The 20,292-nt window shown below is 57.9% G+C and carries 24 protein-coding genes; 13 read left to right on the forward strand and 11 right to left on the reverse strand.

The window, feature by feature from the left end; all coding sequences use genetic code 11:
* Nucleotides 1-108: 108 nt before the first annotated feature.
* The 5 genes from ACZYSM_RS02355 to ACZYSM_RS02375 form a co-directional block, all read right to left on the reverse strand.
* Entirely contained in the window at nucleotides 109-1,020 is a 912-nt protein-coding gene (locus tag ACZYSM_RS02355) for an SDR family oxidoreductase (RefSeq protein ID WP_489068500.1), read from the reverse strand.
* A 169-nt stretch (nucleotides 1,021-1,189) separates the two neighbouring features.
* Nucleotides 1,190-2,092, reverse strand: coding sequence for an alpha/beta fold hydrolase (locus ACZYSM_RS02360; protein ID WP_489068502.1), 903 nt, complete (start codon nucleotides 2,090-2,092; stop codon nucleotides 1,190-1,192).
* A complete protein-coding gene (locus ACZYSM_RS02365) occupies nucleotides 2,092-2,874 on the reverse strand; it encodes a class II aldolase/adducin family protein (RefSeq protein ID WP_489068504.1) in 783 nt (260 codons plus the stop codon). Before ACZYSM_RS02365 ends, ACZYSM_RS02360 begins: the two co-directional genes overlap by 1 nt.
* 152 nt (nucleotides 2,875-3,026) lie before the next feature.
* Nucleotides 3,027-3,713, reverse strand: coding sequence for an LrgB family protein (locus tag ACZYSM_RS02370; RefSeq protein WP_489068506.1), 687 nt, complete (start codon nucleotides 3,711-3,713; stop codon nucleotides 3,027-3,029).
* Nucleotides 3,703-4,089, reverse strand: coding sequence for a CidA/LrgA family protein (locus tag ACZYSM_RS02375; protein WP_489068508.1), 387 nt, complete (start codon nucleotides 4,087-4,089; stop codon nucleotides 3,703-3,705). The genes ACZYSM_RS02370 and ACZYSM_RS02375 overlap by 11 nt, the downstream gene beginning before the upstream one ends.
* A 98-nt stretch (nucleotides 4,090-4,187) precedes the next feature.
* On the opposite strand from ACZYSM_RS02375, the gene ACZYSM_RS02380 reads away from it, so the two are divergent.
* Nucleotides 4,188-5,084, forward strand: a complete 897-nt coding sequence (locus ACZYSM_RS02380; protein ID WP_489068510.1) for a LysR family transcriptional regulator — start codon at nucleotides 4,188-4,190, stop codon at nucleotides 5,082-5,084.
* On the opposite strand, the gene ACZYSM_RS02385 is transcribed toward ACZYSM_RS02380, so the two are convergent.
* Nucleotides 5,065-5,520, reverse strand: a complete 456-nt coding sequence (locus ACZYSM_RS02385; RefSeq protein WP_489068511.1) for a flavodoxin — start codon at nucleotides 5,518-5,520, stop codon at nucleotides 5,065-5,067. The two genes, ACZYSM_RS02380 and ACZYSM_RS02385, sit on opposite strands and share 20 nt — an antisense overlap.
* A gap of 409 nt (nucleotides 5,521-5,929) precedes the next feature.
* Between ACZYSM_RS02385 and ACZYSM_RS02390 the strand changes: the two genes are divergently transcribed.
* Nucleotides 5,930-6,535, forward strand: coding sequence for a hypothetical protein (locus ACZYSM_RS02390; RefSeq protein ID WP_489068513.1), 606 nt, complete (start codon nucleotides 5,930-5,932; stop codon nucleotides 6,533-6,535).
* 13 nt (nucleotides 6,536-6,548) lie between these two features.
* On the opposite strand, the gene ACZYSM_RS02395 is transcribed toward ACZYSM_RS02390, so the two are convergent.
* Complete coding sequence (locus ACZYSM_RS02395) at nucleotides 6,549-7,508, reverse strand: MerR family transcriptional regulator (RefSeq protein ID WP_489068515.1); 960 nt, start codon at nucleotides 7,506-7,508, stop codon at nucleotides 6,549-6,551.
* A 210-nt stretch (nucleotides 7,509-7,718) separates the two neighbouring features.
* Between ACZYSM_RS02395 and ACZYSM_RS02400 the strand changes: the two genes are divergently transcribed.
* From ACZYSM_RS02400 to ACZYSM_RS02425, 6 genes are all read left to right on the forward strand, one after another.
* Entirely contained in the window at nucleotides 7,719-8,294 is a 576-nt protein-coding gene (locus ACZYSM_RS02400; RefSeq protein WP_489068517.1) for an antibiotic biosynthesis monooxygenase, read from the forward strand.
* Between the two features lie 176 nt (nucleotides 8,295-8,470).
* The gene (gene folM / locus ACZYSM_RS02405; RefSeq protein WP_489068519.1) at nucleotides 8,471-9,181 is read left to right on the forward strand and encodes a dihydromonapterin reductase; all 711 of its coding nucleotides are present in this window, start codon (nucleotides 8,471-8,473) and stop codon (nucleotides 9,179-9,181) included.
* A gap of 21 nt (nucleotides 9,182-9,202) precedes the next feature.
* The gene (gene folE, locus ACZYSM_RS02410; RefSeq protein WP_489068521.1) at nucleotides 9,203-9,763 is read left to right on the forward strand and encodes a GTP cyclohydrolase I FolE; all 561 of its coding nucleotides are present in this window, start codon (nucleotides 9,203-9,205) and stop codon (nucleotides 9,761-9,763) included.
* A 2-nt stretch (nucleotides 9,764-9,765) separates the two neighbouring features.
* On the forward strand, nucleotides 9,766-10,146 hold the full coding sequence (gene folX / locus ACZYSM_RS02415; protein ID WP_489068523.1) for a dihydroneopterin triphosphate 2'-epimerase: 381 nt from the start codon (nucleotides 9,766-9,768) through the stop codon (nucleotides 10,144-10,146).
* Nucleotides 10,147-10,237: 91 nt separating this feature from the next.
* The gene (locus ACZYSM_RS02420) at nucleotides 10,238-10,534 is read left to right on the forward strand and encodes a DUF1244 domain-containing protein (RefSeq protein WP_489068525.1); all 297 of its coding nucleotides are present in this window, start codon (nucleotides 10,238-10,240) and stop codon (nucleotides 10,532-10,534) included.
* Nucleotides 10,527-10,874, forward strand: coding sequence for a HopJ type III effector protein (locus ACZYSM_RS02425; RefSeq protein ID WP_489068527.1), 348 nt, complete (start codon nucleotides 10,527-10,529; stop codon nucleotides 10,872-10,874). The genes ACZYSM_RS02420 and ACZYSM_RS02425 overlap by 8 nt, the downstream gene beginning before the upstream one ends.
* A 156-nt stretch (nucleotides 10,875-11,030) precedes the next feature.
* Here the strand turns inward: ACZYSM_RS02425 and trxB are convergent, their stop codons facing one another.
* A complete protein-coding gene (gene trxB, locus ACZYSM_RS02430; RefSeq protein WP_489068528.1) occupies nucleotides 11,031-11,993 on the reverse strand; it encodes a thioredoxin-disulfide reductase in 963 nt (320 codons plus the stop codon).
* 306 nt (nucleotides 11,994-12,299) lie between these two features.
* On the opposite strand from trxB, the gene cysZ reads away from it, so the two are divergent.
* Both cysZ and ACZYSM_RS02440 read left to right on the forward strand, forming a co-directional pair.
* A complete protein-coding gene (cysZ, locus tag ACZYSM_RS02435; protein WP_489068529.1) occupies nucleotides 12,300-13,055 on the forward strand; it encodes a sulfate transporter CysZ in 756 nt (251 codons plus the stop codon).
* 41 nt (nucleotides 13,056-13,096) lie between these two features.
* Complete coding sequence (locus tag ACZYSM_RS02440; RefSeq protein WP_489068531.1) at nucleotides 13,097-14,317, forward strand: glycosyltransferase family 4 protein; 1,221 nt, start codon at nucleotides 13,097-13,099, stop codon at nucleotides 14,315-14,317.
* A gap of 58 nt (nucleotides 14,318-14,375) precedes the next feature.
* On the opposite strand, the gene ACZYSM_RS02445 is transcribed toward ACZYSM_RS02440, so the two are convergent.
* The 3 genes from ACZYSM_RS02445 to ACZYSM_RS02455 all read right to left on the reverse strand — a co-directional run bounded on the left by ACZYSM_RS02445 (nucleotide 14,376) and on the right by ACZYSM_RS02455 (nucleotide 16,844).
* Entirely contained in the window at nucleotides 14,376-15,479 is a 1,104-nt protein-coding gene (locus tag ACZYSM_RS02445; protein ID WP_489068533.1) for an NADH:flavin oxidoreductase, read from the reverse strand.
* Between the two features lie 262 nt (nucleotides 15,480-15,741).
* A complete protein-coding gene (locus tag ACZYSM_RS02450; RefSeq protein ID WP_489068535.1) occupies nucleotides 15,742-16,224 on the reverse strand; it encodes a glutathione peroxidase in 483 nt (160 codons plus the stop codon).
* Nucleotides 16,225-16,358: 134 nt separating this feature from the next.
* Nucleotides 16,359-16,844 (reverse strand): FKBP-type peptidyl-prolyl cis-trans isomerase, encoded by a 486-nt coding sequence (locus ACZYSM_RS02455; RefSeq protein ID WP_201195774.1) that lies wholly within the window; start codon nucleotides 16,842-16,844, stop codon nucleotides 16,359-16,361.
* On the opposite strand from ACZYSM_RS02455, the gene ACZYSM_RS02460 reads away from it, so the two are divergent.
* The 3 genes from ACZYSM_RS02460 to yihG all read left to right on the forward strand — a co-directional run bounded on the left by ACZYSM_RS02460 (nucleotide 16,813) and on the right by yihG (nucleotide 20,215).
* On the forward strand, nucleotides 16,813-17,106 hold the full coding sequence (locus tag ACZYSM_RS02460) for a DUF3565 domain-containing protein (protein WP_489068537.1): 294 nt from the start codon (nucleotides 16,813-16,815) through the stop codon (nucleotides 17,104-17,106). The genes ACZYSM_RS02455 and ACZYSM_RS02460 overlap by 32 nt on opposite strands.
* A gap of 103 nt (nucleotides 17,107-17,209) precedes the next feature.
* Nucleotides 17,210-19,309 carry a phosphate acetyltransferase gene (pta, locus tag ACZYSM_RS02465; RefSeq protein WP_489068539.1) on the forward strand — a complete coding sequence of 700 codons (2,100 nt, stop codon included), beginning with the start codon at nucleotides 17,210-17,212 and terminating at the stop codon, nucleotides 19,307-19,309.
* Nucleotides 19,310-20,215: a 1-acylglycerol-3-phosphate O-acyltransferase, YihG family gene (yihG, locus tag ACZYSM_RS02470; protein WP_489068541.1), complete on the forward strand. Its 906-nt coding sequence runs from the start codon at nucleotides 19,310-19,312 to the stop codon at nucleotides 20,213-20,215.
* The last annotated feature ends 77 nt before the right edge of the window (nucleotides 20,216-20,292 follow it).

A 20,292-nucleotide genomic window follows, 5' to 3' on the forward strand; every position in this document is an offset into this window, starting at 1 on the left:
TGATCTAACGTCTTACTTTAGCCGCTGCTTATACAGCGGCTTTTTTTATGCCTGATGATTGGGAAAACCAAAGGAAAGCCCGATAACAACGCGATGTTTACTGCAGAATCAAAGTGAATACTTCTGCAAGTTCCCCATCATTTCCTTCAGCGCTTCAATGTTATCTTTCGGATGCGCCGCGCCTTCAAAGTCGCAGATTTGTTGCCAATGGGCTGCCACGTCTTCAGGGGCAAAACCTGCACGGGGATCGAACCCGGCACCAAGACTGCGTTCCCAACGTACTTTGCCCATCCAGCCACCGCCCACCTCAAACAGGCCGGAGGTTTCCCGACAGTTTTCGCTGGCCAGGTACACCACCAGCGGGCTGACCAGTTCCGGTTTGAGTTGTTCGAAGACTTGCGGCGGGATCAGGCCTTCGGTCATACGCGTGCCGCCGGTGGGGGCGATGGCGTTGACCAGAATGTTGCTCTTGCGGCCTTCGATGGCCAGGGTGCGGGTCAGCCCATAAAGGCCGAGTTTGGCCATGCCATAGTTGGACTGGCCGAAGTTGCCATAGATGCCTGAGGTCGAGGCGGTGAAGATGATCCGTCCATAGTTTTGCTCACGCATATGCTGCCAGGCGGCGCGGGTGACTTTATAGGCGCCTTCGACATGCACGCGATAAACCAGGTCCCAGTCGCTGTCGTCCATTTTGTGGAAGGTTTTGTCCCGCAGGATTCCAGCGTTGTTAACGACTACGTCAATACGGCCGAATGCGTCCAGAGCGTTCTGGACGATTTTGTCGCCGTCGGTCACCGAGTCGTGGTTGGCTTGGGCTATGCCGCCAGCCTCACGAATCTCTGCCACTACCCGGTCTGCCGCTGAAGCGTTGGCGCCTTCGCCCTGAGCCGATCCGCCAAGATCGTTGACCAACACTTTTGCACCATGTTTGGCGAACAGCAGCGCGTGGGCCCGTCCGAGGCCACCGCCGGCCCCCGTGACGATCACGACTTTATCTTCGAAGCGCACAGACTCATTCATACAGAACTCCAGCAGGGCCAATGGACAATATGTTGAGTGTCAGGCACAGGCTTGCTGGTCACAATAAACACGGTGCAGGCTGAATGGTGCGCGATAAGGCAGGGGGATAGTTGGCGGCTAACGAAAAACCTGTGGCGAGGGAGTAACCATAGATGTAGGAGCAGCTATTTCAGAAACAGGCCATTTCCCGAGGCGAGGAAATAATCTGGTCACGAAAATCCAGATAATGTTTGAGCACCTGACACGGTGCTTCGGTCTGCGGGTAATGGCCGATACCCGCCAGCAGTACGGTGTCCGGCTCAGGGATCAATTCCCGGTAACGCTCGACCATGTGCGCGCCGGAAATCGGATCGACTTCGCCATCAATGACCCGCAGCGGCACGTCACCTCGCTGCATGGCGCTGACCCAGCGCTCGCGCTGCACCCGACGCTCCGGAATGTAGCTGATCAATTTGTGCAGGACTCGCTGCCCATGGTTGTTATTGATCAGGCTCCAGAAGTCATCCAGCGCACTTTCGCTGGGTCGGGTCTGAGGACCGAAGATCTGACTGAAGCTTTTAACCAGCCTCTCACGACTGAACGCCCGGCCAATCATCCACCCCAAGGGGCTAAGTAAGAGTTTTTGCATCAGCACTGGACGATGGGTTTCCGGAAACAGCCCACCGTTGAGAAACACGCAACTGGCGATATGGGTACTGGCTTCGTAATGACGGGCGAGCAGCTCCTGGGCAACGCTATCGCCATAATCATGGGCCAGCACATGCACCGGTTGCTCAATACTCAAATGTTCCAGCAGCGCCTGTTGCAGGTCAGCCTGCTCCAGCAGGCTGTACTCATGATCCAGCGGTTTGGCCGAGTCGCCGAAGCCGAGCATGTCGCAGGCAATCACCCGGTAGCGCTGGGTCAGCGGCTGCCAAAGATAATGCCAATCCCAACTGGCGGTCGGGAAGCCATGAATCAGCAACAGCGGTTCACCCTGCCCCGCCATCCAGTAGCGAATGGTCTGGCCGCGAAACAGAAAGCTCTGCCCGCGTTTGCGCCAGACGCAAAGAGGGATCTCGGCGAGTTGCATTAGAGTTTGTACCCCGAGTCTTGTTTATCGAGTTTGCGTAGCAGCGCCGGCCAAGCCAACGCGCCACCCATCCCTTGAGCACTTTTCGTAACGCCGGCGATCATGGCCTTGGCCCCTGCCAGAATCTGCGGTTCGATGGAGATCAGTTCCGCCGCGCCGTTCTGCGCCATCACCTGGATATCGCAGGCTCGCTGGAAGGTGAACATCATCAGGAAGGTATCGGCAATCGTGCCGCCACAGGTCAGCAGACCATGGTTGTGCAGCATCAGGAAATTGTTCTCACCAAGATCGGCTTGCAGTCGCGCCTTCTCTTCGTGGTTCAGCGCCACACCTTCATAGCCGTGATAGGCAAGGCTGGACAGCACGAACAGCGATTGCTGGCTGATCGGCAACACGCCTTGCTTCTGCGCCGAAACCGCCACGCCAGCAGCAGTATGGGTATGCAGGACGCACACCACATCGTGACGCACTTCGTGCACAGCACTATGGATGGTGTAGCCCGCGGGATTGATCTCGTAGGGACTGTCCATCAGCTTGTTGCCGGCCTGATCGACCTTCACCAGGCTGGACGCGGTGATTTCGTGAAACATCAAGCCAAAGGGATTGATCAGAAAATCTTCAGTACCCGGCACCTTGGCCGAGATGTGGGTGAAGATCAGATCGTCCCAACCATGCATCGCCACCAGCCGATAACAGGCTGCCAAATCCACCCTGGTCTGCCACTCAGCGGCGCTGACCTGGTCTTTCACATTTTGTGTCGATTGAACGGGGACTACGTTCACGGAAATGACCTCGGAATGTTTCGATTTTTATTATTTTTGCTAACCTCCGATCAGTCTAGTCAGCCACCGGGCTTGGGGTAGTTGCATTGGCAGCCAGCTTACTGGCCTAGCGAGTCAGAGCTGAGTTTTGTATCAATCAGTTCAAGTTAATATCAAAGCAGAGACGCCAGTAGAGGGGCCGCGAACAGATTCAACAGCCCCGTCAGGACCATGACTAACCCGGCCACCGAGCCTTCTTCGCCCCCCACTTCATGAGCGCGACTGACGCCCGCACCGTGAGCGCCGACGCCAAACAGCGCGCCACGGGCCAAGGCACTGCGCAGCGGCAGCCACTTGAGCAGAATGCCGCCAAGCATGGCGCCGAAGACGCCGGTAAACATCACAAACACTGCAGTCAATTCCGGCACGCCGCCCAAGTCATGGGCCAACGGCATGGCGAAGGGCGTGGTGATCGAGCGCGGCACCAGCGACATAGTCACTGAGCTGTCCAGCGCCAGCGCCTTGGCCAGACCATAGGAGCTGCCGATGGACGCTATGCTGCCGGCCAGCATGCCGAGCAATAACGCCGACCAATGACGAACCAACAACTGCCGCTGCTGCCAGATCGGTACCGCGAAAGCCACCGTTACTGGCCCCAACACCAGCATCAGCCAATGAGTGTCGGTCGAATACTCCGCATAGGCCGTGTGCAGTGGCACGGCAAGAGCCAGCAACAACGCGGGCACCAGAATCAGCGGCGACAGCAAGTAGCGACCCGTACGCCGATAGAGCCAGCGACTGAACAAATAGGCCGAGAGCGTAAAGGCCAGCCAGAACATCGGCATCAGTTCAAGCTTCATGACGCATCCTCCACCGGCAGGCCAACTCCACGGTAAACGCCGTGACCAGCATCACCATCAGCGTACTGACGCCAATTACCAGCAGGATCCGCCAACCGTCCTGGCGCAGCAGACCGCCGTAATTGAGCAGGCTCATCAGTGCCGGAATGAAGAACAAAAGCATTTCTGCCATCAGTAGCCCAGCGCCCAATTGCAACGCCGCCGGTTTGACCCAGCCAAAGGCAAACGCCAGCAGCAATAGCGCCAGCCCGATGACGCCACCGGGAATTGGCCAGGACAACCAGAGCGCCAATTGACAGCCCAGCAGATAAATAGCCAACAGAATGGCCAGCTCGCACAGCAGTCGACCCACATGCTTCAAGGTGGAACGTTTCATTTTCTTTCGGTCCTCGCAGGCATTCATTTTAGAGAAGCACCTACCATCCCCGAAGCGAATTGTTAGACTGGAAACCATTCCAAACTGGAATTACAAACATGGAATTCAAACAACTGCGCAGTTTCGTCGAAGTGATTCACCAAGGCGGATTCACCCAAGCAGCCAAGACCCTGCACATCAGCCAGTCGGCCGTCAGCAAACAAGTCGCGCACCTCGAACACAGCCTCGGCACGCCATTGCTGGAGCGGCTGGGTTCGCAGATTCGCCTGACCGCTGCCGGCAGCGTGGTCTTGCAGCGCGCTGAAGGCATGCTGCGTCTACGTAACGAGTTGCTCAGCGAGCTGGATGATCTGAGCCAATTGGCCCGGGGGGAGTTGCGACTGGGGCTGCCGCTGCTCGGCAGCGACGCGTTGTTCGCCAATCTGATTGCCGAATACCGACGGCGTTACCCGAACATCACCGTGCAACTGCTCGAAGGTGGCAGCCTGAATATCGAGCAAGCCGTATTGAGTGGTGAGCTGGAGCTGGGCGGCAGTTTGCTGCCCAAGGATCCGCTATTTGCTTTTCAGCCGTTCTGCGACGAACCGCTGGACGCACTGCTGCCAGCCGATCATCCACTGGCCACAAAGGCAGAGATTGGACTGGAAGAGTTGGCGGACACGCCGTTTCTGCTCTATCAGCGCAGTTTTGTGCTCAACGACCGTTTGCTCCAGGCGTGCCAACAAATGGGCTTCACGCCGAAGGAAGGCGGACGCAGCGGTCAGGCGGATTTCCTCGCAGCACTGGTGGCCGCGGGGCAAGGAGTGGTGTTGCTGCCCAGGGTCGTCGCACGCGGTTTGGTCAGGCCAGGCGTCGTACGCCTGACGCTGAAGGCGCCCAGCTATCTACGCTGGGACATCGTCTTCATCTGGCGCCAGGGCGCCTATTTATCGAAGGCCGCACAGGCCTGGCTGGCGCTGCTGCGCGAACGCCCTGTCAGCTGCGCAGAGCGCTAGCGAACTGCGCCAGCCAAGGCTCGGCGTCGGTTTCCGGGGTGACGCTTTCACTGGCGTCCAGACGCAGCATTTCCTGGACTTCGCGCACACCCAGTTCGGCGAACAGTTCTCGCATCTGCTCGCCGCCGCCGCAGAAGGTATCGCCGTAACTCGCATCGCCCAAACCGATCACCGCACCGGGCAGACCGCGCCAGGCAGCTGGCAATTGATCACGAATCATCGAATACAGCGGTTGCAGGTTATCCGGCAACTCACCCATGCCCGTGGTCGAGGTCACGGCAAGAAACGCCTCGGGGCCAAATGCCAGGACATCGGCCAGGCTCGCACGTGGTTTGTGCCACGCCTGGAAACCCGCTGCGTTTAGAATGTTTGCGGCATGCCGGGCGACTTCTTCAGCCGTGCCGTATACCGAACCGGAAAGGATGGCGACTTTCATCAATCTGATCCTGAAGCTGAGTAAAAGACCGGGATATTAACAGCTGAAGCAAAAAACCTGTGACTGCTCCTCAATAACCGCTGAGGGCAAGTGGACGGCTCACGATGTTGTCTTAAAATACAGCGTTCTAAACAGGAAGCAGAATGGCGTCTATCGATGATCAATGCCTCCAGCGATGGAGTTGTGATCGCTTATAGGAGGGCGAAGACAATATCCCGATTTATGTTGAACCCGCCACTTGAACGCCTGACTGGCTACAGCAGTGCGTAGAACATCTGGAAGCACAATTGGCCGAGGTTAAAACCAGACTCGAATCGCTAAAAGCGACGAACGGTTCAAACAGATCTTCGAATTAATTGTCATTAACTACAATCACCACTGACTTTGTAACTATTTTTTCGAGCACATCATGCAGCGCGACACCCTCCTGACTCAGGATGAGCTGGACTTCATCCAGGCCATGCATCACAACCCGCAACTCAACGTGCGGGATGCGACGTCGAGCCTGTTGGTCAACGGTGGCTCACAGATTCGCGATCTGCTCACCCGCCTTGCCGCACATGAGCAAGTCACCATCCAGGCACAATTCGAAAACCAGCAAATCACTTTTCCGCTGCACCTGGTGGAAGATGAGTTTCATGCGTTGCATTTGCGACTCGGTGTACCCAGCATTTATGAAGATGGGCCTTTGGTTCGACCATGGCGCTTGATGCTCGAAGAGCCGGTTGCGCTGGAAAACGCAAAGGGCCAGCCAGGTGCTTTGTGGGTCCATGAAGTGTCGTTCAAAGGGGTGTTGCTGGAAATTCGCAACCGAACCAAACCACCGAAGCATTTCGCTCTTTGGTTCAGCCCTTCGGGTTACGAGCGCATCGCTCTGCGCGGCACCTTCGAACGCGAAACCGAGCACGGCTACTTCGCTTATTGTCTAAACCAGAGTGATAAGGACGAAACCGAACGTCTGCGCCAGTTCATTCTTCAGCAGCACCGCCTGACCCATCCCGCAATGCATGCCTGAGGGCTTTTCCTTCTCAGGTATCCAGCGTACTGGCCAGGAGTCGCCGCAGGCGCTGTGGCATCAATTGAACATCGCTGCCCAGACACCCAATCGACGACCCCGCCAGACTCTCCTGCGCCAGATTCGCCGCATCGCCAGCCAGCATTACCGGACAATTCAGGGTAATGGCCAGACGATTCAAGCGTCTGAGTAACTCGGGAGCAGGTGCATGGTTGGAGAACAGCACAAGCGCCTGGAGTTTGATTTTTTCGCAGACCAGGCTCAGCTCATCGAACGGCTGCCCCACCGTCAGCACCCTGACACCAACCTCCATGCTTCCCATAAACAAGGCAGCCACCAGTAATTCGAGCTCACGGCACTGTCCGGCCATGGCCGTCACCAGCACCCGCCGCGCTTGCGAGCCGCGTAGCAACACCAGACGTTGCGAGACCCGAGCGCGCAAAAAGCCATCCAGGAACAGCCACTCGCTGGTCTGACCAAACATCTCCTGCCGTTGCAGTAATTGTTTCCAGAGCGGCATCAGGATGCCCTGGAACACAACGCTCAGTTCATAGCGTGAATACACGTGGCCATACAGCCGCTCCAGTTGCAGGTCATCAAACTCGCTGACCGCCGTCTTGAATTGCGTCTGCCATTGCGCATATTCGCTTTGGGCATCTTCACCAGCAATAGCGTTGGACTGCGCCTGAACTGCGCTGGTTTTGGTCAGGAGACTGCCGACCTTACTGACCGCGACGCCGCGCTCGATCCAGCTGAGGATGCTGTGCACCGTCTCGATATCGGTCATTGAATACAACCGATGCCCACTGTCGGTGCGTGTGGGAAGAATCAAACCGTGGCGACGCTCCCAGGCACGCAGGGTCACCGGGTTGACGCCCGTTAGCCGCGCCACTTCCCGGATCGGGAACAATTCTTCCTGCTCCAGTGGGCGAGAAATAGGTGATGTACGAGCAAATTCAGTAATGACGGGCATCTGAGCAGAACGTACCGGCTAATGAATTGGATCCCATTTTATGCATCATAAACACCTCTCATTCAAGATGTAGATAGTCGACCACCGTCGCTGGTGTATTTGGCAAAATCAGGAATAATCCTTGCTTGTACTTAAACGCAGCCCATCACCCCGGAGCTGCGTGCAGTGCGTCCCCTATCCGGGGCTGCGCTAGTAATTCGGAGATACACAATGTCTACCTCACCCGTCACTCTGATGGTGGCGCGCCGCGTTGCCAACGGTCGTTATCAGGATTTGATCGCCTGGCTTGGCGAAGGCGAACAACTGGCCACCGACTTCCCCGGCTATCTCGGCTCTGGCGTACTTGCTCCGCCGCCCGATGATGACGAATTCCAGATCATCTTCCGCTTTGCCAATGAACAGACCCTGCATGCTTGGGAATACTCTGCCTCGCGCAGTGCCTGGCTGGCACGGGGCAGCGATTTGTTCGCTCATCCTTCGGAACATCGGGTCAGCGGCATCGATGGCTGGTTTGGCGCAGCCGGTCACCGCCCTCCTCGCTGGAAGCAGGCTGTGGCGATCTGGCTGGCGTTCTTTCCAGTCTCGCTGCTCTTCAACCTGCTCCTGGGTCCTTTGCTGGGCGAGCTGGGGCTGTTGAATCGGGTGTTCTTCAGCACCCTGGCCTTGACGCCATTGATGGTGTATTTCTTCATTCCACTGTCGACCCATCTTTTATCCGGCTGGCTGAACGGCACGCCCGTACGCCGGCCCCCCTGTAGGAGCAAGCTTGCTCGCGATGGACGTTAACGATAACGCGTGTTCTCTGAATAAACGCGCCGCTCTTGAGTCCATCGTCGGAACGCCGCCCGGACCAATCGAGCGTCGACCGGCTGCTCCTACAAAGATTGCGGGCTCATAGGCTCCATGGCTGTGCACCCGTAGTCGCTGGTATAGTTTTGCCTATACCTCGATGCGAGCTTTCCATGACTCTTTCTCCTGCACCGATCCTGATCACTGGCGCCAGCCAGCGCGTTGGCCTGCATTGCGCATTGCGGCTGCTGGAGGAAGGTCATTCGGTCATTATCACCTACCGCAGCGAGCGCCCAGGCGTGCAGACCCTGCGTGAACGTGGCGCGATTGCGCTGTTTGCCGACTTCTCCAGCGAAGCCGGCATCCTGGCGTTCATTGCCGAACTGAAAACTCACACCCATAGCCTGCGGGCGATTGTTCACAACGCTTCAGCCTGGCTGGCTGAAACGCCTGGCAGCGAAACGGCCGCATTCACCCAGATGTTCAGCGTGCATATGCTTGCGCCCTATCTGATCAACCTGCATTGTGCTGACTTGCTGGAGCGCTCCAGCCCGGCGGACATCGTGCATATCAGCGACGATGTGACCCGCAGGGGCAGCAGCAAGCACATTGCCTACTGCGCCAGCAAAGCCGGACTGGACAGCCTGACGCTGTCTTTCGCGGCGAAGTATGCGCCGCGGGTCAAGGTCAACGGCATCGCCCCGGCCCTGCTGATGTTCAACCCAGACGACGACGCGGCGTATCGCGCCAAGGCACTGGCGAAGTCCGCGCTGGGTATCGAACCCGGCAGCGAGGTGATTTACCAGAGTCTGCGCTATCTGCTGGACAACCCTTATGTCACTGGAACGACCCTGACAGTCAACGGCGGACGGCACGTCAAATAAGCCGCCCCGCGAGGATGTTGTATGACGTTATCCCTGCCACAAAACTACCGCGAAATTTTGCTCGGCCTGGGTGAAAATCCGGATCGCGAAGGTTTGATCGACACGCCCGCACGCGCCGCCAAGGCGATGCAGTACCTCTGCCATGGCTATGCGCAAAGCGTCGAGGAGATCGTCAACGGTGCGCTGTTCGACTCCGATAACGACGAGATGGTGATCGTCGACAACATCGAACTCTACTCACTCTGCGAACATCACCTGCTGCCCTTCATTGGCAAGGCCCATGTGGCTTATATTCCAACCGGCAAGGTTCTGGGTCTGTCGAAGATCGCGCGGATTGTCGACATGTTCGCCCGCCGCCTGCAGATTCAGGAAAACCTCACCCGGGAAATCGCCGACACGGTTCAGCAAGTGACCCAGGCCGCCGGTGTCGCGGTGGTGATCGAGGCCAAGCATATGTGCATGATGATGCGCGGCGTCGAGAAGCAGAATTCAACCATGAACACCTCGGTGATGCTCGGCGCCTTCCGCGAGTCGAGCACCACCCGCCAGGAATTCCTGCAATTGATTGGACGGAGCAAGTAGCAATGCCACAACTTCAGCCAGGAATGGCACGTATCCGGGTCAAGGACCTGTGTCTGCGGACCTTCATCGGAATCAATGAGGACGAAATCCTCAACAAGCAGGATGTGTTGATCAACCTGACCATCCTCTATGCCGCGCAGGACGCCGTGCGCGACAACGACATCGACCACGCACTGAATTACCGCACCATCACCAAGGCGATCATCGCCCACGTCGAGGGCAATCGTTTTGCCTTGCTCGAACGCCTGACTCAGGAATTGCTCGATCTGGTGATGACCAACGAATCGGTGCTGTACGCCGAAGTCGAAGTCGACAAACCCCATGCCCTGCGTTTCGCCGAGTCGGTGTCGGTCACCCTCGCCGCGAGCCGGCCTGCTTTGTAGAAGCGACAAGCTACAAGCTGTAAGCTTCAAGTCACCGCAATCCATCTTGCAGCTTGAAGCTTGTAGCTTGAAGCTGTCTCAGAGAGACCCCATGACCGAGCAACAACGCCTCGAACTCGAAGCCGCCGCCTTCCGCCGCCTGGTCGCGCACCTGGACAGCCGCAAGGATGTGCAGAACATCGACCTGATGAACCTCGCCGGCTTCTGCCGCAACTGCCTGTCCAAGTGGTACAAGGCCGAGGCCGACGATCGCCAGATCGAGGTCAGCCTCGATGACGCACGCGAAGTGGTTTACGGCATGCCATACGCCGAGTGGAAAGCCCAATACCAGCAAGAAGCCAATGCCGAACAGCAAGCGGCGTTTGCCAAAGGAAAACCCCATGACTGATCTGAACACCCTGCGCGCCAGCCTCAAAAGCGGTAACCACGCCTTTGCCGAGACCTTGGCGTTTATCGCCGCTGGCTACGATTACCAGCCCCAGGCCTTCAACAACGGCGGCGTCGAAAACGCCGCCGGGCAGAACGAAGGCTCGTGCAAGACCCTGGGTCTGGCGCTGCTGGAAGGCTTGAGCGATGAAGAAGCCTTGCTGGCGTTCGGCGAGCACTACCGTTCGGTGGTTGCCACGCCAGAGGGCAGCGACCACAGCAATATCCGGGCGTTGATAGCGCATGGTCTGGCGGGTGTGAAGTTCGAAGCTCAGCCGTTACAGCGCCGCTTATCTCTGTAGGAGCGAGCTTGCTCGCGATAGCGGTCTAACAATCGACATCACTGTTGAATGCTAGTCGGTCATCGCGAGCAAGCTCGCTCCTACAGAGGACATCGGCGCCAATGAAATTGCAGGCAAAAAAAACCGGCTTTCGCCGGTTTTTTCATTTCATCAGACTCAGAACTTAGCGTTCTGCAGATCGTCCAGATAACGCTCCGCGTCCAGTGCAGCCATGCAGCCGGCGCCCGCCGAAGTGATTGCCTGACGGTAAACGTGGTCAGCCACGTCACCGGCCGCAAAGATACCTTCCAGGCTGGTCGCGGTGGCGTTGCCTTCACGGCCGCCCTGAACCACCAGGTAGCCATCTTTCAATGTCAGCTGACCTTCGAACAACGAGGTGTTCGGTGTGTGGCCGATAGCGATGAACACGCCGTCGACTTTCAGCTCGTCGAAGCTGCCGTCGTTGTTCTTCAGGCGCGCACCCGTCACGCCCATCTTGTCGCCCAGCACTTCGTCGAGAGTCGAGTTCAGCTTGAGGACGATTTTGCCCTCGGCAACCCGCGCGTGCAGTTTGTCGATCAGGATTTTCTCGGCGCGGAAGGTTTCGCGACGGTGAATCAGCGTGACTTTGCTGGCAATGTTGGCCAGGTACAGCGCTTCTTCAACGGCGGTGTTGCCGCCACCGACGACTGCAACTTCACGGTTGCGGTAGAAGAAACCATCGCAGGTAGCACAGGCCGAAACGCCTTTGCCCATGAAGGTTTCTTCCGAAGGCAGGCCCAGATAACGGGCACTGGCGCCGGTGGCGATGATCAGCGCGTCGCAGGTGTAGGTGCCGCTATCGCCGGTCAGGGTGTAAGGCTTGGCCGCGAAGTCGACTGCATTGATGTGGTCGAACACGATTTCGGTTTCAAAGCGCTCGGCGTGCTCACGCATACGATCCATCAACGCCGGGCCGGTCAGACCATGGACATCGCCCGGCCAGTTGTCGACTTCGGTGGTGGTGGTCAGTTGGCCGCCGGCCTGCATGCCGGTGATCAGCAAAGGCTTGAGGTTAGCGCGAGCGGCATAGACCGCTGCGCTGTAACCGGCAGGGCCGGAACCGAGAATAATCACTCGCGAATGACGTACATCAGACATGACTCACTCCTATTGACCGGCCCTGGGCATCTGGCGCGGAACGCCGGAAAACCGGCTGGAATAAAAAAAGGACTGCGAAAGCACTTGGGGAAGCGAGACAGTCCTGAAAATAATGGGTGCAGCGTATCGAGGGGGCGAAGATTAAGGAAATACGGATTAACAATCCAGCTCATAGGCGGTCTCTATCCCTAAGAGGCTGATTTCAGGACGCCTTTGTTACAGTTAATGTCGACACCATTCCTGCGCTTTCGCCTGTAGGACAAAGCCGTTAAGGTCGGCGAGTTTTCTCATCGCAAGGAACACGCTATGCCCGCCCCCGTTCTGTCCGGCCCGCAATACCTGCGCGAAGGCCTGAAGCTGGTCTTAAGCCCCGGCCTGCGTTTATTCGTCCTGTTGCCGCTGGCAATCAACCTGGTGCTGTTCGTCGGATTGATCTACCTGGCCGGCCATCAGTTCAGCCTGTGGGTCGATACCTTGATGCCATCACTGCCGGATTGGCTGAGTTTCCTCAGCTACATCCTCTGGCCGCTGTTCGTGGTGCTGGTGGTGTTGATGGTATTTTTCACCTTCACCATGCTGGCCAACGTCATTGCCGCACCGTTCAACGGTTTTCTAGCCGAGAAAGTTGAAGTGGTGGTGCGCGGCACCGACGACTTTCCGACGTTCAGCTGGGGAGAGTTGATCGCCATGGTCCCGCGCACCTTCGCCCGGGAAATGCGCAAGCTCGGCTATTTCCTTCCGCGAGCCATTGGCCTGCTCATCCTCTCGTTCATCCCCGTGGTCAACTTGGTCGCCGCACCACTGTGGCTGCTGTTCGGGGTGTGGATGATGGCTATCCAATACATCGATTACCCGGCGGACAACCACAAGCTGGGCTGGAACGAGATGCTCGCCTGGCTGCGGAAAAAGCGTTGGCAGAGCATGAGCTTTGGCGGCATCGTTTATCTGGCGCTGCTGATTCCGGTGGTCAACATCCTGATGATGCCGGCGGCCGTGGCTGGGGCGACGCTGTTCTGGGTACGTGAGCGCGGGGCTGAAAATCTGGTGGCCAAGCAAGTCTGATCACCGTCACAAATCCATCATCCCAATGACACAATGACGACATGGCCTCAGCCGACACTGAGGCCATGACGACAGCGCTACGTATCACTCTGATCACCGAAACCTTCCCTCCGGAAATCAACGGCGTGGCCAATACTCTTGGCCGCTTTTACGATGGCTTGCGCGCACGCGGGCATCAGGTCGAACTGGTTCGGCCGCGTCAAGGCTGTGACCAGGACCGGCTGAGTGACGAGCAACTGCTGCTCTGTCGCGGTTGGCCGCTGCCCGGCTACCCCGGCCTGCAATGGGGACACTCCTCGATGCACAAGTTACTGCGTCGCTGGCAGCGCCAGCGTCCCGATGTGCTGTACATCGCCACCGAAGGTCCGCTGGGCTTGTCTGCATTGCGGGCCGCTCGACGCTTGGGTATCTCGGTGGTCAGTGGCTTTCATACTAATTTTCAGCAGTACTCCAACCAGTACGGCCTGGCTCTGTTGACCCGGCTACTGACCCATTACCTGCGCTGGTTTCATAACCGTACAAAATTGACCTTAGTGCCCAGCGCCAGCCAGCGCCTGGAGCTGGAACGTCGGCATTTTGAGCGCCTGGCGCTGCTTTCCCGTGGCGTGGACAGCCAGCTGTTTAATCCGGCCAAGCGCCTGAATGCTCTGCGGGAAACCTGGGGCCTGGAGTCCGGCGATATAGCCGTCATCCACGTAGGACGCCTCGCACCGGAAAAAAACCTCGGTTTGCTCAAGCGTAGTTTCGAGGCCTTGCAGGCAACTTATCCACAGCGGCGGATGAAGTTGATCGTGGTCGGTGATGGTCCGCAACGAGCTGTACTGGAGAAGGAATTGCCCGAAGGGATTTTCTGCGGCTCGCAACGTGGGGAAGCATTAGCCAGCCACTATGCGTCAGGGGACCTTTTCCTGTTCCCGAGCCTGACCGAAACGTTCGGCAACGTAGTGCTCGAAGCCTTGGCATCGGGATTGGGTGTGGTGGCTTACGATCAAGCAGCGGCAGCCCAACACATTCGACATGGTTACAACGGCGTACTGGCCATGCCCGGCGACGAAGACGCATTCTGCGATGCCGCGTGTTGGTTGCTGGAAGAACAGGAAAACTTGCGTCGGGTACGCCTTAATGCCCGCCAGCATGCCAGCCGACAAGGCTGGGCAGCGGTCATCGAGCAGTTTGAGGGTCAATTGCGTGGGGCTTGTCAGGAAGAGCATCGCGGGCAAGCCTCGCTCCTACAAGGTTCGGTGAGATCAAAATTATTGTGATCGACCCAAATCCCGTAGGAGCGTGGCTTGCCCGCGATGGCGTCGGCCCGGTCGTCGCTTAAACCAGACTCATCAACGCATCACGGCTAAACGGCAGGATGTCCTGCTCGCGGCCTTCGCGCACCTTCAACGCCCAGTCCGGGTCGACCAACAACGCGCGGCCGACGGCAACCAGGTCGAACTCATCGTTGTTCAGACGCTCCAGCAGTTTTTCCAGACTGGCCGGCTGCGCGACTTTATCGGTGTTAACCATGAACTGCAGGAACTCGCCATCCAGGCCAACGCTGCCCACGGTGATGGTCGGCTTGCCAGTGAGCTTGCGAGTCCAGCCGGCCAGGTTCAGCTCGGAACCATCGAACTCCGGCTCCCAGAAACGTCGCGTCGAGCAATGGAAGATATCCACACCGGCGTCGGACAGCGGCTTGAGGAACTCACCCAAAGCCTCTGGGGTTTGCACCAAACGAGCAGTGTAATCCTGCTGCTTCCACTGGGAGAAACGAAAGATAATCGGGAAGCCCGGGCCGACCGCAGCGCGCACAGCCTGGATCAGCTCGATGGCGAAACGTGAACGATTGGCCAGGCTGCCACCGTACTCGTCAGTGCGCTGGTTGCTGCCTTCCCAGAAGAACTGGTCCACCAGATAACCGTGGGCGCCATGAATCTCCACACCGTCCATGCCGATGCTCTGAGCATCTTTGGCGGCCAGGGCGAACGCGGCGATGACGTCCTGGATGTCTTGCTTGGTCATACCGTGAACGACGACCTGACCGTCCTTGAGTTTTTCCGAAGGGCCATAGCCCGGCACGCTGGCATCTGGCTCAGTGCCGATACGTCGAACGCTACCGACGTGCCACAGTTGCGGAACAATCTTGCCACCTTCAGCGTGAACGGCATCGACGACTTTCTTCCAGCCAGCCAACGCCGCTTCACCGTAGAAATGCGGAACGTTGGGGTAACCGTTGGAAGCCTTGTGACCGACGGTGGTGCCTTCGGTGATGATCAGACCCACCCCCCCGGCGGCGCGGCGACGGTAGTACTCGATCACTTTCGAATTTGGCACGCCACCCGGAGAAAACGAACGGGTCATTGGCGCCATCACCACACGGGTCGGCAGCTCCAGGGTTCCGAGCTGAAAAGGTTTGAACAAGGCTTGAACAGGCATGCGGCACTCCACCGGAAAAAGGGCTCGAAGGGATGACAACCTTGGTGCACGGGAAACGAGTGAACCAACGCTTTATGACGAGCATAATATTGAGAGTGCAGCGGCTTGGATAGCACTATTGATTGCGGTGATTAAGGTTTAAAAGTCGGGAAGGGTGAGAGGTGTATGCGTTCGGGGAAAGTCAAAAAATCGCAGAGGGTGTACGCAATCCTGTAGGAGCTGCCGCAGGCTGCGATCTTTTGAGGCGCCCGCGGCCCCCTATCTAGCTGAGCGCTTTTTCGATTGCGTGAATCACTGTCGGATCATCGGGTGTTGTGCGTGGCGAGAAACGCGCCAGAACACGTCCGTCTTTACCCAGCAGGAATTTCTCGAAGTTCCAGGTAATGTCACCCGGAAACTCCGCACCCTCGCCCGCCAACAGGCGATACAACGAGTGACGATCATGACCGTTGACGTCGAGCTTGCTGCTCAACGGGAACGTCACGCCGTAGTTGAGGCTGCAAAACTGCTGAATTTCTTCTTCGGTACCTGGTTCCTGTCCGGCAAATTGATTGCACGGCAAGCCCAGCACGCTGAAACCTTGATCCTTGTAGCGTTGATAAAGCGCTTCGAGCTCTTTGTATTGCGGCGTCAAGCCACACTTGGAGGCGACGTTGACCACCAGCACGACTTTCCCTTTCAACGGTGCGAGAGGTAGGTCCTGGCCATCCAGAGCTTTCAATTTTAGGTCGTGAAAAGCACTCATGACGAACTCCAAATTTCCCGTGTTCTTCTCGAAATAGCCACTCGACAATACAACCGCTTTGCAGCCAGGAACAGCCGCGGACTAAAAAGGCGCCCTCGGGCGCCTCTCCAGTTATCTGAGCTTAGCGCAGAAAATCAGTGGTGATGGCCACCTTCGCCATGGACGTGACCATGAGCGATTTCTTCCTGGCTGGCGTCGCGGATATCAATGATTTTGACCTGGAAGTTCAAACGCTGGCCAGCCAACGGGTGGTTGCCGTCGACGGTAACGTCGTCGCCGTCCAGATCACGGATGGTGACGATCTGCATTTGGCCGTCCGGAGCGGATGCGTGGAACTGCATGCCCACTTCCAGTTCGTCGACGCCTTCGAACATGCTGCGGCTCAGGGTGCTGACCAGTTCGGCAGCGTATTCACCGTAGGCATCTTCAGGTTCTACGGCAACAGTCAGTTCGTCACCGACTTTCTTGCCTTCCAGAGCCTTTTCCAGGCCCGGGATGATGTTACCTGCGCCTTGCAGGTAGACCAGCGGCGCGCCGCCGGCGGAGCTGTCGATGACCTCACCAGCGTCGTTGGTCAGGGTATAGTCGATGGAGACAGCCTTATTGGCGGCGATCAGCATGGGGCGAGACCTTTTGCAAAAGAATGAAGAATGGTCAAGTTTAGCGAAGCAAACGCCCGAAAGCGAACAGAACCCGGACGGACGGGTCGCTTCGAAATGTTCGACGATCACAGGCTTTCGTCAAGATGAAGACGGGCACTGGGTTGTCGTGCTTTCTTGCGGCCATACCCAGCACCTGCGCCACCAGCCACCGTGGCAATCCCGGGCCTGGGTGACAGACCCTGCGCAACGTCAGGAAAAAATAGGCCAGCCCTTTGACTGAGGTTGGTGTGCTCAAGGCCCGGATAGCGATAACCTTAGCGATTGATATCCGGTAGATGACCAGACGTAGGCCGTCACCCTTGCGCACATTCTGAGAATCTCGCATGCAAACTTTTTTTATTGCACCCACCGATTTTGGTGTGGGTCTGACCTCCATCAGCCTCGGGCTGGTGCGTACCCTTGAGCGAGCCGGGTTGAAAGTCGGCTTTTTCAAACCGATTGCCCAGCCTCACCCGGGCGACCTGGGTCCTGAGCGATCCACTGAATTGGTGGCCCGCACCCATGGCCTGAAACCGCCTAAGCCGCTGGGCCTGGCCCATGTCGAACGAATGCTCGGCGACGGTCAGCTGGATGAACTGCTGGAAGAAATCATTGCCCTGTACCAGGAAGCGGCCATCGGCAAAGATGTGCTGATTGTTGAAGGCATGGTCCCGACCCGTAGCGCCAGCTATGCCGCGCGGGTCAATCTGCACCTGGCGAAAAGCCTGGATGCCGAGGTGATTCTGGTCTCCGCGCCGGAAAACGAAGTGCTCACCGAACTGTCCGGAAGGGTCGAGTTGCAGGCGCAGTTATTCGGTGGGCCGAAAGACCCGAAAGTCCTCGGGGTGATCCTGAACAAGGTCCGCACCGATGAAAGCATGGAGGCCTTCGCCGCTCGCCTGAAGGAACATTCGCCGTTACTGCGCAGCGGCGATTTCCGTCTGCTCGGCTGCATCCCTTTCCAGTCTGAACTGAACGCCCCGCGCACCCGCGATGTGGCTGAGCTGCTCGGCGCTCAGGTACTCAATGCCGGTGACTACGAAACCCGGCGCATGAGCAAAATCATCATCTGCGCCCGGACGGTGCGCAACACAGTCGAGTTACTCAAGCCCGGCGTGCTGGTGGTGACCCCCGGTGATCGCGACGACATCATCCTCGCCGTCAGCCTCGCGGCGATGAATGGCGTACCGCTGGCAGGCCTATTGCTGACCAGCGACACCCTGCCCGACCCGCGCATCATGGACCTCTGCCGTGGCGCCTTGCAGGCGGGCCTGCCAGTGTTGTCGGTGAGCACCGGTTCCTACGACACCGCCAATCAGTTGAACGGGTTGAACAAGGAAATCCCGATCGATGACCGCGAACGTGCGGAAATCATCACCGATTTCGTCGCCAGCCATCTGGATGCCAAATGGCTGCATCAACGCTGCGGCACACCGCGAGAAATGCGCCTGACCCCCGCGGTGTTCCGCTATCAACTGATTCAGCGCGCCCAGGCCGCCAACAAGCGCATTGTTCTGCCAGAAGGCAGTGACCCTCTGACCGTGCAGGCCGCAGCCATCTGCCAGGCCCGAGGCATTGCCCGTTGCGTGCTGCTGGCCAAACCCGACGATGTGCAAGCGGTGGCCCGAGCCCAAGGCATCGAGTTACCTGAAGGCCTGGAAATTCTCGATCCGGATCTGATTCGCGGGCGCTATGTCGAGCCGATGGTGGCGCTACGCAAAACCAAAAGCCTCAACGCGCCAATGGCCGAGCAGCAACTGGAAGATACCGTGGTGATTGGCACCATGATGCTGGCGCTGGATGAAGTCGATGGCCTGGTGTCCGGGGTGATCCATTCCACCGCCAATACCATCCGCCCAGCCCTGCAACTGATCAAGACCGCGCCGGGCTGCACCTTGGTGTCGTCGGTGTTTTTCATGCTGTTCCCGGAGCAGGTTCTGGTTTACGGCGACTGCGTGATGAACCCACATCCAAGCGCCTCTGAACTGGCCGAGATTGCCCTGCAAAGCGCCGATTCGGCAGCAGCGTTCGGTATCACCCCACGGGTGGCGATGATCAGTTACTCCAGCGGTGAATCGGCCAGTGGCGAAGAAGTCGAGAAGGTCCGCGAAGCGACGTTGCTGGCTCATGAAGCGCAAAACTCACTGCTGATCGATGGTCCGCTGCAATACGATGCGGCCGCCAACGAAACCGTCGCCCAACAACTGGCGCCCAACAGTCAGGTCGCAGGCCGTGCCACGGTGTTTGTGTTCCCGGATCTGAACACCGGCAACACCACCCACAAGGCAGTACAGCGCAGCGCCGATTGCGTCAGCCTCGGGCCGATGCTGCAAGGCCTGCGCAAACCAGTGAACGACCTGCCGCGCGGCGCGCAAGTTGACGACATTGTTTACACCATCGCCCTGACCGCGATTCAAGCCGCCAACCGACCTATGGATCTTTAAATGCTGGATTTTCTACCTGCACCGGTGCGCGGCGTTATCGCCTCGCTGTTGTTGGCGCTGAACACAATCGTCTGCTGTACCCCGCTGTTCGTCGTGGCGATCTTCAAACTGCTACTGCCATTCCCGGCCGCCCAACGCTTCACCGACTGGCTGATGAGCCATATCCACGAAGCCTGGATCAGCAACAACAAAGCCTGGATGAACCTGCTGCGCCGGACTCGCTGGCACCTCAGCGGCCTTGACGGTCTGGACTACCAGCACTCGTATCTGATCACCAGCAACCACCAGAGCTGGGTCGACATCATGGTGCTGCAATACGTGCTCAACCGGCGCATCCGCCCGCTGAAGTTTTTCCTCAAGCAGGAACTGATCTGGGTCCCGGTGATCGGTCTGGCCTGGTGGGCGCTGGGCTTCCCGTTCATGAAGCGCTATTCCAAGGCCTACCTGGCCAAGCACCCGGAGAAGAAAGGCAAAGACCTGGCAACCACCCGCGAGACTTGCGCGAAGTTTCGCAACAACCCAGTCGGCATTTTCAATTTTGTCGAAGGCACGCGCTTCACCGAAGGCAAACATGCGCAGCAGAATTCACCGTTCCGCTACTTGCTCAAGCCCAAGGCCGGCGGTATCGCCTTTGTCCTGGACGCCATGGGTGAACAGCTGGAATCGATCGTCAACGTCACCATCCACTACCCGTCCGGGCGTCCCGGTTACTGGGATTTGCTGTGCGGCAAAGTGAACGAGGTGGTAGTGCATTTCGAAGAAGTACGGATTCCGCCGCAGTTCATTGGCAAGAACTACGACCAGGATGATAAATACCGCCTGGAGTTTCAGCAGTGGATCAATGTGCTGTGGGAAAACAAGGACGCGTTGCTGGCGCAGATGCATCGGGAGTATCCGGCGAAGTAAACAAGTGCCTGTGCCGGCCCCATCGCGAGCAGGCTCGCTCCCACAGTTGATTTTTAGTGAACACCAAATTTGTATTC

The organism is Pseudomonas sp. F220, assembly GCF_057813935.1.

Excerpts from the sequence above, each read along its gene's own strand:
- ACZYSM_RS02450 (WP_489068535.1), bottom strand. The coding sequence starts at position 16,224 with ATGAGTGCTTTTCACGACCTAAAATTGAAAGCTCTGGATGGCCAGGAC.
- ACZYSM_RS02385 (WP_489068511.1), bottom strand. The coding sequence starts at position 5,520 with ATGAAAGTCGCCATCCTTTCCGGTTCGGTATACGGCACGGCTGAAGAA.
- ACZYSM_RS02395 (WP_489068515.1), bottom strand. The coding sequence starts at position 7,508 with ATGCCCGTCATTACTGAATTTGCTCGTACATCACCTATTTCTCGCCCA.
- ACZYSM_RS02380 (WP_489068510.1), top strand. The coding sequence starts at position 4,188 with ATGGAATTCAAACAACTGCGCAGTTTCGTCGAAGTGATTCACCAAGGC.
- ACZYSM_RS02455 (WP_201195774.1), bottom strand. The coding sequence starts at position 16,844 with ATGCTGATCGCCGCCAATAAGGCTGTCTCCATCGACTATACCCTGACC.
- folM (WP_489068519.1), top strand. The coding sequence starts at position 8,471 with ATGACTCTTTCTCCTGCACCGATCCTGATCACTGGCGCCAGCCAGCGC.
- ACZYSM_RS02390 (WP_489068513.1), top strand. The coding sequence starts at position 5,930 with ATGCAGCGCGACACCCTCCTGACTCAGGATGAGCTGGACTTCATCCAG.
- pta (WP_489068539.1), top strand. The coding sequence starts at position 17,210 with ATGCAAACTTTTTTTATTGCACCCACCGATTTTGGTGTGGGTCTGACC.
- folX (WP_489068523.1), top strand. The coding sequence starts at position 9,766 with ATGCCACAACTTCAGCCAGGAATGGCACGTATCCGGGTCAAGGACCTG.
- folE (WP_489068521.1), top strand. The coding sequence starts at position 9,203 with ATGACGTTATCCCTGCCACAAAACTACCGCGAAATTTTGCTCGGCCTG.
- ACZYSM_RS02440 (WP_489068531.1), top strand. The coding sequence starts at position 13,097 with ATGGCCTCAGCCGACACTGAGGCCATGACGACAGCGCTACGTATCACT.
- ACZYSM_RS02370 (WP_489068506.1), bottom strand. The coding sequence starts at position 3,713 with ATGAAGCTTGAACTGATGCCGATGTTCTGGCTGGCCTTTACGCTCTCG.
- ACZYSM_RS02425 (WP_489068527.1), top strand. The coding sequence starts at position 10,527 with ATGACTGATCTGAACACCCTGCGCGCCAGCCTCAAAAGCGGTAACCAC.
- ACZYSM_RS02445 (WP_489068533.1), bottom strand. The coding sequence starts at position 15,479 with ATGCCTGTTCAAGCCTTGTTCAAACCTTTTCAGCTCGGAACCCTGGAG.
- yihG (WP_489068541.1), top strand. The coding sequence starts at position 19,310 with ATGCTGGATTTTCTACCTGCACCGGTGCGCGGCGTTATCGCCTCGCTG.
- trxB (WP_489068528.1), bottom strand. The coding sequence starts at position 11,993 with ATGTCTGATGTACGTCATTCGCGAGTGATTATTCTCGGTTCCGGCCCT.
- ACZYSM_RS02420 (WP_489068525.1), top strand. The coding sequence starts at position 10,238 with ATGACCGAGCAACAACGCCTCGAACTCGAAGCCGCCGCCTTCCGCCGC.
- ACZYSM_RS02355 (WP_489068500.1), bottom strand. The coding sequence starts at position 1,020 with ATGAATGAGTCTGTGCGCTTCGAAGATAAAGTCGTGATCGTCACGGGG.
- cysZ (WP_489068529.1), top strand. The coding sequence starts at position 12,300 with ATGCCCGCCCCCGTTCTGTCCGGCCCGCAATACCTGCGCGAAGGCCTG.
- ACZYSM_RS02460 (WP_489068537.1), top strand. The coding sequence starts at position 16,813 with ATGGAGACAGCCTTATTGGCGGCGATCAGCATGGGGCGAGACCTTTTG.
- ACZYSM_RS02360 (WP_489068502.1), bottom strand. The coding sequence starts at position 2,092 with ATGCAACTCGCCGAGATCCCTCTTTGCGTCTGGCGCAAACGCGGGCAG.
- ACZYSM_RS02375 (WP_489068508.1), bottom strand. The coding sequence starts at position 4,089 with ATGAAACGTTCCACCTTGAAGCATGTGGGTCGACTGCTGTGCGAGCTG.
- ACZYSM_RS02400 (WP_489068517.1), top strand. The coding sequence starts at position 7,719 with ATGTCTACCTCACCCGTCACTCTGATGGTGGCGCGCCGCGTTGCCAAC.